Source organism: Ideonella sp. B508-1 (assembly GCF_000333615.1).
GTDB lineage: Bacteria > Pseudomonadota > Gammaproteobacteria > Burkholderiales > Burkholderiaceae_C > Ideonella.
This window is the reverse complement of record NZ_BADL01000618.1, coordinates 1-9357: the sequence shown is the minus strand read 5'-3', so window position 1 is coordinate 9357 and position 9357 is coordinate 1. Positions and strand designations below refer to the sequence as shown.

Sequence of the window (9357 nt, the reverse complement as noted above, 5' to 3'; positions counted from 1 at the left end):
GCATCTGCACAGGCCGTCATGGGCGTCGAAATCGCCGTACTCGTGGCCGAGGCTCCGCAGATGCTCGCGCAACAGGGTGAAGTGCAGGGCCTCCTCGCCGGCCACCTGCAGCCAGTCGCGGTAGAACGCTTCGGGCATGCCGGGGAAGCGCCAGAGCGCGTCCAGGGCCAGGTTGATCGCGTTGAATTCGATGTGACAGATGGCGTGGAGCAGCGCGGCGCGGCCTTGCGGCGTGAAGGGCGAGCGGGCAGGCACCTGGTCCGCAGGCACCAGAAGAGGGCGTTCCGGCCGCCCCGGCAGGCCGAGTGGGGCTGACAGATTGAGTTCGGTGTCCAGCGTCGGCGGCGCAAAGTAGAGCGCCCGGGCCTGCTCGGCCTTGCGCGTGGGGTCGGTCTCGCACAAGACCTTGAGCGCCTGCGTCCTCAGTTCCATCCGTAAAATTATCGGTCACCCCTGATCCTGCTTCATGAGCGAACTCCACAAATTCCTGTTCGAGGGCTTGCCGGTGCGCGGCATGCTGGTCCGATTGACCGACAGCTGGCGCGAGGTGCTGGCGCGGCGAGAGGAGGCCGGCGAATTCCCCGCCCCTGTGCGCGCGCTGCTGGGGGAGATGGCCGCGGCATCGTCGCTGATGCAGGCCAACATCAAGTTCAACGGGGCCCTGATCCTGCAGGTCTTCGGTGACGGTCCCGTCAAGCTGGCGGTGGCCGAGTCGCGCTCGGACCTGGGCTTTCGCGTGACGGCCAAGGTGGTGGGCGAGGTGCCGGCGGATGCCCGGCTGGAGGCCATGCTCAACGTCCATGGCCAGGGTCGCTGTGCGATCACCCTGGACCCCCAGGATCGCCTGCCCGGCCAGCAGCCTTACCAGGGCGTGGTGCCGCTGCATGGCGATCAGCGCGAGCCGCTGCAGCAGCTCTCTCAGGTGCTGGAGCACTACATGCTGCAGTCCGAACAGCTCGACACCCGTCTGGTGCTGGCCGCCAACGACGAGATCGCGGCCGGCCTGCTGATCCAGCGCCTGCCGGTGGAAGGCGAGGGCAATCTGGGCGGGCGTCGCAACGAGGACGACATCGGCCTGTCCGAGGCCTTCAACCGCATCGCCCACCTGGCCAGCACGCTGACGCGGGACGAACTGCTGACCCTGGATGCCGACACGGTGCTGCGCCGTCTCTTCTGGGAAGAGCCGCTGCAACGCTTCGAGCCGCTGGCGCCGCGCTTCTCGTGCACCTGCTCCACCGAGCGGGTCAAGGGCATGCTGACCAGCCTGGGCGAGGACGAGGTGCAGGACATCCTGGCCGAACAGGGACAGGTGGAGGTCGGCTGCGACTTCTGCGGGCGGCAGTACCGCTTTGATGCCGTCGACGTGGGCGAGCTGTTCACCCCCGGGCAGAACCAGCCGCCCGGCTCGGCGGCGGTGCACTGAGCGCTCGCCGAATGCCTTTCAGCGGCGCTGGAAGGCCAGGTGCTCGCAGTCTGGCTGGTCGCAGTCGCTGCAGGTCCATTGCCAGGCCGGCTGACGGGCCTCGCGCTCGTCCAGTCGGCTGAACAAGCCTGCGAGCGCATTCCGTGCGAGGCGGCTTGGGCCCGCCACAGCGCGCCCAGGGCGTCCAGGGCGGCATCGGTCCGCCGCGCCCCCTGGCCCCCCACCACCGTGAAGGGCAGGCGCTGCCCCACCAGCAGCTGGCGCAAACGCGCGTCCACCGGCTGGCGCACATGGGGGCCGTCCCGTTGCAGCCCATCGGCCTGCCAGGGCAGATCCAGTGCAGTGAGCAGCGTGATGTCGCAATGCCGCTGCTGCCAGGCCAGGGCCTGTGCATCCAGCGCGCTGCTGCCGAAGACCTGGTGGTGGTAGACGGCGGTCATCAGCGGCGTCGTGTCGGCCAGCACCAGGGCATGCGTGCGGGCCGCGGCCTCGACGCGTCGGGCCTGCTCGGCGGCGATCTCGGCCTGCTCGTCTTCACGCGGCGTGCGGCCGGCAGCATCACACCATTCACGCAGCACCTCCGGCACCCAGGTGCAGCGCCAGCCGGTCAGTGCCGGCAGCACCTCGGCCAGGGCGCGGGCCAGTGTGCTCTTGCCGGTGCTCTCGGCCCCGACGATGGCGACGATGCGGCCGGTCTCAGCCATGCACCTGTCCCTCCAGGGCCTGCCAGCGCTGCCAGCCCCAGACGGCCAGCGCCGCAAACAGGGCGTAGAGCAGCACGGTGAGCCACAGACCCTTGTAGGCGAAGAGACCGACGCTCACCAGGTTCACCGCCACCCACACCGGCCAGTTCTCGATCAGCTTGCGGCCCAGCAGGATCTGCCCGGCCACGCTGCCCACGGTGGGCAGGGCATCGAGGAAGGGCACGTCGCTGTCGGTCATGCGGTGCAGCAGCAGCCCCAGCAGGGGCCAGGCTGCGACGGTGAGCAGGGTGGCCTTCAGCCGGGCGCGGGCGCCCAGGCGGTGCACGGTCAGCCTCTGGCCATCCTCGCCGCGGCCGTTCAGCCACTCCCACCAGCCCCAGGCCGCCAGCGCCACGAAGACCAGCTGCAGGCTGGCTTCGCCATACAGCCGGTAGTGCAGGAAGAGGGCGGCGTAGAGCAGGGAGCTCACGATGGCCAGGGGCCAGCCCAGCGGATGCACGCGCATGTTGCAGCCGACCATCCACAAGGACAGCCCACAGGCCAGCAGTTCGGTCCAGGTGATGGGGCTGCCCCAGAGTGAAAAGGCGGGCTGCAGCCAGAGGCTGGCCACATTGTGCAGTGCATCCATCGCGGAAAGCGGCAGACCGGCGTGTGTCGGTCGGTGGCGAAGCGGGGGGTAGGGTCAGCGAGCGATGTTGGGGGTGACGACCACCAGCATCTCGTCGGGACGGATCATGCCCAGTTCCATGCGGGCCTTTTCCTCGACCATTTCCAACCCTTCGCGCAGGTCGGTCACTTCGGCCTGCAGGCGATCGTTGCGCGTGCGGGCCTGGTCGTTGGCGGCGCGTTGTGCGGCCACCTCGCGCTGCAACTCCATCACATGCGAGACGCCGCCCCGGCCGAACCAGAGTTCGGCCTGCACGACCAGCAGCAAGGCGGTCAGGACGATGGGCAGGGCACGCATGGGGCGGGAGTATGCCGCAGCCGACGCGGTCGGCCGCGGCAGACGGCCGTCAGCGCAGGTTGTAGAAGGCGCTGCGGCCCGGGTACACCGCCACGTCGCCCAGGTCTTCCTCGATGCGCAGCAGCTGGTTGTACTTGGCCATGCGGTCCGAACGCGACAGCGAGCCGGTCTTGATCTGGCCGGCGTTCAGGCCGACGGCGATGTCGGCGATGGTGCTGTCCTCGGTCTCGCCGGAGCGGTGCGACACCACGGCGGTGTAGTTGGCGCGCTTGGCCATCTCGATGGCGGCGAAGGTCTCGCTCAGCGTGCCGATCTGGTTGATCTTGATGAGGATCGAGTTGGCGATGCCCTTGTCGATGCCTTCCTTCAGGATCTTGGTGTTGGTGACGAACAGGTCGTCGCCCACCAGCTGGACCTTCTTGCCCAGGCGCTCGGTCAGGTGCTTCCAGCCTTCCCAGTCGCCTTCGTGCATGCCGTCTTCGATCGAGATGATCGGGTACTTGTCGCACCAGGTGGCCAGGATGTCGGTCCACTCGGCGGCGGTCAGCTGCAGGCCTTCACCGTCCAGGTGGTACTTGCCGTCCTTGTAGAACTCGCTGGCGGCGCAGTCCAGGCCGATGGCGATCTGGCTGCCGGCGGTGTAGCCGGCCTTGTCGATGGCTTCCAGGATCAGCTGGATGGCCGCTTCGTGGCTGGGCAGGCTGGGGGCGAAGCCGCCCTCGTCACCGACGGTGGTGCTCATGCCCTTGGCATCGACCAGCTTCTTCAGCGCGTGGAAGACCTCGGCGCCGTAGCGCAGGGCTTCGCGGAAGGTCGGGGCCCCCACCGGGATGATCATGAACTCTTGCAGGTCCAGGCTGTTGTTGGCGTGGGCGCCGCCGTTGATGACGTTCATCATCGGCACGGGCAGCTGCACCGCGCCCATGCCGCCGAAGTAGCGGTACAGGGGCAGGCCGGATTCTTCCGCGGCGGCGCGGGCCACGGCCATCGAGACGGCCAGCATCGCGTTGGCGCCCAGGCGGCTCTTGTTCTCGGTGCCGTCCAGGTCGATCAGGGTCTTGTCCAGGAAGGCCTGCTCGGAGGCGTCCAGGCCCAGCACGGCTTCGCTGATCTCGGTGTTGATGTTGTTGACGGCCTTGAGCACGCCCTTGCCCAGGTAGCGGCTCTTGTCGCCATCGCGCAGCTCGATGGCTTCACGCGAGCCGGTGGAGGCACCCGAGGGCACGGCGGCGCGGCCCATGGTGCCGCTTTCCAGCAGCACGTCGCACTCGACGGTGGGGTTGCCGCGGCTGTCCAGCACTTCGCGGCCGACGATGTCAACGATGGCGCTCATGTTCTCTCCATTGATGTTGAAACGGGGTCTGGGCTGTCCGTGCGCGCAAGCGCCTCAGCAGCTGAAATCGTTCTCGAGCAGAGGCTGGGCCTTGACCACGCGGTCCAGGGCCACCAGCTGCTCCAGCAGGGCCTTCATGTGGTGCAGCGGCACGGCGTTGGGGCCGTCCGACATCGCATGGGCCGGGTCCGGGTGCGTCTCCATGAACAGCCCGGCCACACCGACGGCCACGCCAGCACGGGCCAGCACCGGCACGAACTCGCGCTGGCCGCCCGAGCTGGTGCCCTGGCCGCCGGGCAGTTGCACCGAGTGGGTCACGTCGAACACCACCGGGGCTTGCGTCTCGCGCATGATCGCCAGGCTGCGCATGTCGGAGACGAGGTTGTTGTAGCCGAAGCTGGCGCCGCGCTCGCAGGCCATGAAACGGTCCTCGGTCAGGCCGGCCTCGCGGGCCGCGTCCCGTGCCTTCTGGATCACGTTCTTCATGTCGTGCGGGGCGAGGAACTGGCCCTTCTTGATGTTCACCGGCTTGCCGCACTGGGCGACGGCGCGGATGAAGTCGGTCTGCCGGCACAGGAAGGCCGGCGTCTGCAGCACATCCACCACGGCGGCGACGGCCGGCACCTCGGCCTCGCTGTGCACGTCGGTCAGGACCGGCACGCCCAGCTCCTTTCGGACCTTGGCCAGGATCTCCAGGCCCTTCTCCATGCCCGGGCCGCGGGGCGAACTGCCGGAGGATCGGTTGGCCTTGTCGTAGCTGCTCTTGAAGATGAAGGGGATGCCCAGCGCCGAGGTGATTTCCTTCAGGCGGCCGGCCACGTCCATCTGCAATTGCTCGCTTTCGATCACGCAGGGACCGGCGATCAGGAAGAAGGGCTTGTCGAGACCGACCTCGAATCCGCAGAGTTGCATGCCGGTTTCCTTCAGGCCTTGGCGCGCGCGGCCTGGTGGTCCAGTGCGGCCTTGATGTAGCTGTTGAACAGCGGGTGTCCGTCCCAGGGGGTGGACTTGAACTCGGGGTGGAACTGCACGCCGACGAACCAGGGGTGCACCTGGCGCGGCAGCTCGACGATCTCGGTGAGCTTTTCGCGCTGGGTGATGGCCGAGATCACCAGGCCGGCCTTTTGCAGCGCGTCCAGGTAGTGCTCGTTGGCCTCGTAGCGGTGGCGGTGGCGCTCGGTCACGACCGGGCCGTAGATGTCGAAGGCCAGGGTGCCCGGCTTGACGTCGGAACTCTGGGCGCCCAGGCGCATCGTGCCGCCCAGGTCCGAGCTGGCGTCGCGCTTCTGGATGGTGCCGTCGGCATCCTGCCACTCGTCGATCAGCGCGATGACCTTGTGCGGTGCCTCGGGCTCGAACTCGGTGGAGTTGGCGCCGGCCAGGCCTGCCTTGTGGCGGGCGTATTCGATGGTGGCCACCTGCATGCCCAGGCAGATGCCCAGATAGGGCACCTGGGTCTCGCGGGCGAACTGGGCCGCGCAGATCTTGCCTTCCACGCCGCGCTTGCCGAAGCCGCCAGGCACCAGCACCGCGTCATAGGCGCCCAGGGCCTCGGTGGCGTTCTCGGGCGACAGGGTCTCGGAGTCGACGTACTCGATCTTGACCCGCACGTGGTTCTTCAGTCCGGCGTGGCGCAGGGCCTCGTTGAGCGACTTGTAGGAGTCCGACAGGTCGGTGTATTTGCCGCACATGGCGATGGTGACCTCGCCGCGCGGATGTTCCACTTCGTAGACCAGGTCGTCCCAGATCTTCAGGTCGGCCGGCTTGGTCAGCAGCTGCAGCTTCATGCAGATCTGCTCGTCCAGGCCCTGCTCGTGCAGCACGCGCGGCACCTTGTAGATGGTGTCCACGTCCCACATGGAGATCACGCCGTGCAGCGGCACGTTGGTGAACAGCGAGATCTTCTCGCGCTCGTCGGCCGGCACCTCGCGGTCGGCGCGGCACAGCAGCACGTCGGGCTGGATGCCGATCTCGCGCAGCTTCTGCACCGTGTGCTGGGTCGGCTTGGTCTTGAGCTCACCCGCGGCCTTGATGTAAGGCACGTAGGTCAGGTGCACGAAGGCGGTGTTGGTCGGGCCCAGCTTCAGGCTGAGCTGACGCACGGCTTCCAGGAAGGGCAGGGACTCGATGTCGCCCACGGTGCCGCCGATCTCGACGATGGCCACATCCACGGCTTCGGGCGTACCGAAGCCGGCACCGCGCTTGACGTATTCCTGGATCTCGTTGGTGACGTGCGGGATGACCTGCACCGTCTTGCCCAGGTAGTCGCCGCGGCGCTCCTTCTCCAGCACCGACTTGTAGACCTGGCCGCTGGTGAAGTTGTTGGCCTTCTTCATCCGCGTGGTGATGAAGCGTTCATAGTGGCCCAGGTCCAGGTCGGTTTCGGCGCCGTCGTCGGTGACGAAGACCTCCCCGTGCTGGAACGGGGACATCGTGCCCGGGTCCACGTTGAGGTACGGGTCCAGCTTGATGAGGGTGACCTTGAGGCCGCGCGATTCCAGGACCGCTGCGAGAGAGGCCGACGCGATGCCCTTGCCCAAGGAGGACACCACACCGCCGGTGACGAAGACGAACTTGGTCATGTCGTGCAGCGCACACTCACACCCCTGCCAGACGCCAGCTCCTCCAACGGAACCCGCCCAGGCAGACATGCACGTGCGCTGTGGTGGTAAATCGGCATTATATCGGCCCGCCCGTTCGGGCCGGAATGCCGGACTTCACGCCATGTCGGCGAGCAGGGCCAGCACCTGCTGCGCCGTGTCCTGGGGGCGCTCCATCGGGTAGAGGTGCGTGCCCTCGAAGCGGATGAAGCGGTGCTGGGCCAGGGCGCGCGCGGCGGCCGTGCCGCCCTGGCGCATCTCGGCCGACTGGGTGCCGGCGATGAAGCCCACCGGGCAGCGGGGCGGGTGGCGGCGCAGCAGGGCACCCAGGTGGTCGGGCAGGGTGTTGTAGATGCGCGTTTCCACCTCGCGGCTGAAGCGCAGCTGCACACCGCCTTGCGGGGCCTCGACGAAGCCCGCGGCCACATAGTCGTCCAGCACCCCCGGGTCCCAGCGCGCGAACACCGGCTTGCTGGCGAAGTGCTGCTTCACGCTGGCCAGATCCGGCCAGTGGTGGCGCCGCTGCTGAGACACCTTGCCGGGCGAAACCTTTCGGATCAAGCCGCTGCGCTTGAAGACCGCCACGCTGTGGGCGCGCCAACCGGTGATGATCGGTGAATCCAGCAGCACCAGGCCGCGGGCCAGATCCGGGCGCCGGCAGGCCGCCATCAGGCTGAGCAGGCCGCCCATGGAATGGCCCACCAGCCAGACCGGTGCGCCGGCCGGCTGGTCTTCGATGAAGTGGATCAGTTGGTCACGCAAGGCTCGCCAGTTGCTGGCCACCGGGTAGGCCGGATCGTGGCCGAACATCGGCACCGCCCGCACCGTCAGGCCGGCCTCGGCCCAGATGTCCAGAAGTTGCCGGTAGGTGCCGGCCGGGAAGCTGTTGCCGTGCGAGAAAACCAGCGTGCCGTTCATGGGGTTCAGATGATCTTCTCGTCGGGGCTGGCGATCTTGCGCATCGGCTCGAACCGTTCGCTGGAGGCCAGCAGCGGATGGTCGGCTTCGGCACCGTCCCATTGCGGGTCGTCGATGCTCTCGAACACCTCGCGCAGGCGCTGGCCCCAGGTGGTGTGGATCATCTGGAAGTAGGGATTGTGCTCGTCCAGCACCGCGATGCGGTCACTCTTGAGCTGGCCAGCCTCGTAGACCAGCAGGTCCAGCGGCAGGCCCACCGAGAGATTCGACTTGAGCGTCGAATCCATGGACACCAGAGCGCATTTGGCGGCCTCGTCCAGCGGTGTGTGCGGGGTGAGCACCCGGTCCAGGATGGGCTTGCCGTACTTGCTCTCGCCGATCTGGAAGAAGCAGGTCTCGCGGGTGGCCTCGATGAAGTTGCCGGCTGAATAGACCAGGAACAGGCGCATGGCCTCGCCGCCGATCTGTCCGCCGAAGATCATGCTGCAGTTGAAGTCGATGCCGGCGGCCTTCAGCGAGGGGCCGTCCTGTTCGTAGACGCGGCGCACGGCCGCGCCCAGCACCCGGGTGGCGTCGAACATGCTCTTGGCGTTCCAGATGGTGATCGGCTCCTCGTCGCCATTGGGCAGCTTCTCGACCTGCAGGATTTCCCGCACCGACTGCGAGATGCTCAGATTGCCGGCCGACATCAGCACCATGAAGCGGTCGCCCGGCTTCTCGTAGACGATCATCTTGCGGAAGGTGCTGATGGCGTCCACACCCGCGTTGGTGCGGGAGTCGGAGAGGAAGACGAGCCCGGCGTTGAGCCGGATGCCGACGCAGTAGGTCATGGGGTGGCTTTCTGCAGTTTCTTGAGATGGTAGAGCGCGTCCAGGGCCTCGCGGGGGGTCAGCGCGTCGGGGTCGATCGCGCCCAGGGCCTCCTCCAGTTCAGAGGGCACCGGGGCCGTGGGGGTGGGCGGCGGGGCGAACAGGTCCACCTGTGCCTCGCGCGCCTGCGCTTGGCTCTCCAGCGCTTCCAGCGTGGCGCGGGCCTGGCGGATCAGCGCCGGCGGCATGCCGGCCAGGCGGGCCACCTGCACTCCGTAGCTGCGGCTGGCCGGGCCGGGCTCGATGGCATGCAGGAACACGATGTCGTCGCCGCTTTCGGCGGCGCTCACGTGCAGGTTCACCGCCCGCTCGTGGCGGCGCGGGAACTCGGTCAGCTCGAAGTAGTGGGTGGCGAAAAGGGTGAAGGCCTTGCAGCGGTCGTGCAGCTGGGTGGCGATGGCCGAAGCCAGGGCCAAACCGTCGAAGGTGGAGGTGCCGCGGCCGATCTCGTCCATCAGCACCAGCGAGTGCTCGGTGGCGCTGTGCAGGATGGCGGCGGCCTCGTTCATTTCCATCATGAAGGTCGACTGGGCGTTGGCCAGGTCG

The 9357-nt window shown here is 67.8% G+C and carries 9 protein-coding genes and 2 pseudogenes; 1 reads left to right on the top strand and 10 read right to left on the bottom strand.

Going from position 1 to position 9357, the window contains the following annotated elements; all coding sequences use genetic code 11:
* The coding region (locus tag I73_RS24515) for a ferritin-like domain-containing protein (RefSeq protein WP_022983040.1) at positions 1-432 on the bottom strand (432 nt) is incomplete at its 3' end.
* Positions 433-466: 34 nt separating this feature from the next.
* On the opposite strand from I73_RS24515, the gene I73_RS24510 reads away from it, so the two are divergent.
* Positions 467-1423, top strand: coding sequence for an Hsp33 family molecular chaperone HslO (locus I73_RS24510; RefSeq protein ID WP_022983039.1), 957 nt, complete (start codon positions 467-469; stop codon positions 1421-1423).
* Positions 1424-1683: 260 nt separating this feature from the next.
* On the opposite strand, the pseudogene I73_RS34340 reads toward I73_RS24510, so the two are convergent.
* From I73_RS34340 to I73_RS30435, 9 genes and pseudogenes are all read right to left on the bottom strand, one after another.
* Positions 1684-2127 (bottom strand): annotated as a pseudogene (locus I73_RS34340) (AAA family ATPase); the annotation flags it as partial.
* Positions 2120-2755 (bottom strand): nicotinamide riboside transporter PnuC, encoded by a 636-nt coding sequence (gene pnuC / locus I73_RS24500; RefSeq protein ID WP_022983037.1) that lies wholly within the window; start codon positions 2753-2755, stop codon positions 2120-2122. The pseudogene I73_RS34340 and the gene pnuC, both read right to left, overlap by 8 nt.
* Before the next feature lie 54 nt (positions 2756-2809).
* Positions 2810-3091 carry a cell division protein FtsB gene (gene ftsB, locus I73_RS24495; RefSeq protein ID WP_022983036.1) on the bottom strand — a complete coding sequence of 94 codons (282 nt, stop codon included), beginning with the start codon at positions 3089-3091 and terminating at the stop codon, positions 2810-2812.
* Between the two features lie 49 nt (positions 3092-3140).
* Entirely contained in the window at positions 3141-4424 is a 1284-nt protein-coding gene (gene eno / locus I73_RS24490; protein ID WP_022983035.1) for a phosphopyruvate hydratase, read from the bottom strand.
* A 54-nt stretch (positions 4425-4478) separates the two neighbouring features.
* Positions 4479-5336, bottom strand: a complete 858-nt coding sequence (gene kdsA / locus I73_RS24485) for a 3-deoxy-8-phosphooctulonate synthase (protein WP_022983034.1) — start codon at positions 5334-5336, stop codon at positions 4479-4481.
* Positions 5337-5347: 11 nt separating this feature from the next.
* Positions 5348-7006: a CTP synthase gene (locus I73_RS24480; protein WP_022983033.1), complete on the bottom strand. Its 1659-nt coding sequence runs from the start codon at positions 7004-7006 to the stop codon at positions 5348-5350.
* Positions 7007-7141: 135 nt separating this feature from the next.
* Positions 7142-7942, bottom strand: coding sequence for an alpha/beta fold hydrolase (locus I73_RS24475; protein ID WP_022983032.1), 801 nt, complete (start codon positions 7940-7942; stop codon positions 7142-7144).
* A gap of 5 nt (positions 7943-7947) precedes the next feature.
* Entirely contained in the window at positions 7948-8772 is an 825-nt protein-coding gene (locus I73_RS24470) for a proteasome-type protease (RefSeq protein WP_022983031.1), read from the bottom strand.
* A pseudogene (locus I73_RS30435) lies at positions 8769-9357 on the bottom strand (DNA mismatch repair protein MutS); the annotation flags it as partial. The gene I73_RS24470 and the pseudogene I73_RS30435, both read right to left, overlap by 4 nt.

Bases quoted from the DNA above. Each gene is read 5' to 3' on its own strand.
- I73_RS24510 (WP_022983039.1), top strand. From the start codon at position 467: ATGAGCGAACTCCACAAATTCCTGTTCGAGGGCTTGCCGGTGCGCGGC.
- pnuC (WP_022983037.1), bottom strand. From the start codon at position 2,755: ATGGATGCACTGCACAATGTGGCCAGCCTCTGGCTGCAGCCCGCCTTT.
- ftsB (WP_022983036.1), bottom strand. From the start codon at position 3,091: ATGCGTGCCCTGCCCATCGTCCTGACCGCCTTGCTGCTGGTCGTGCAG.
- eno (WP_022983035.1), bottom strand. From the start codon at position 4,424: ATGAGCGCCATCGTTGACATCGTCGGCCGCGAAGTGCTGGACAGCCGC.
- kdsA (WP_022983034.1), bottom strand. From the start codon at position 5,336: ATGCAACTCTGCGGATTCGAGGTCGGTCTCGACAAGCCCTTCTTCCTG.
- I73_RS24480 (WP_022983033.1), bottom strand. From the start codon at position 7,006: ATGACCAAGTTCGTCTTCGTCACCGGCGGTGTGGTGTCCTCCTTGGGC.
- I73_RS24475 (WP_022983032.1), bottom strand. From the start codon at position 7,942: ATGAACGGCACGCTGGTTTTCTCGCACGGCAACAGCTTCCCGGCCGGC.
- I73_RS24470 (WP_022983031.1), bottom strand. From the start codon at position 8,772: ATGACCTACTGCGTCGGCATCCGGCTCAACGCCGGGCTCGTCTTCCTC.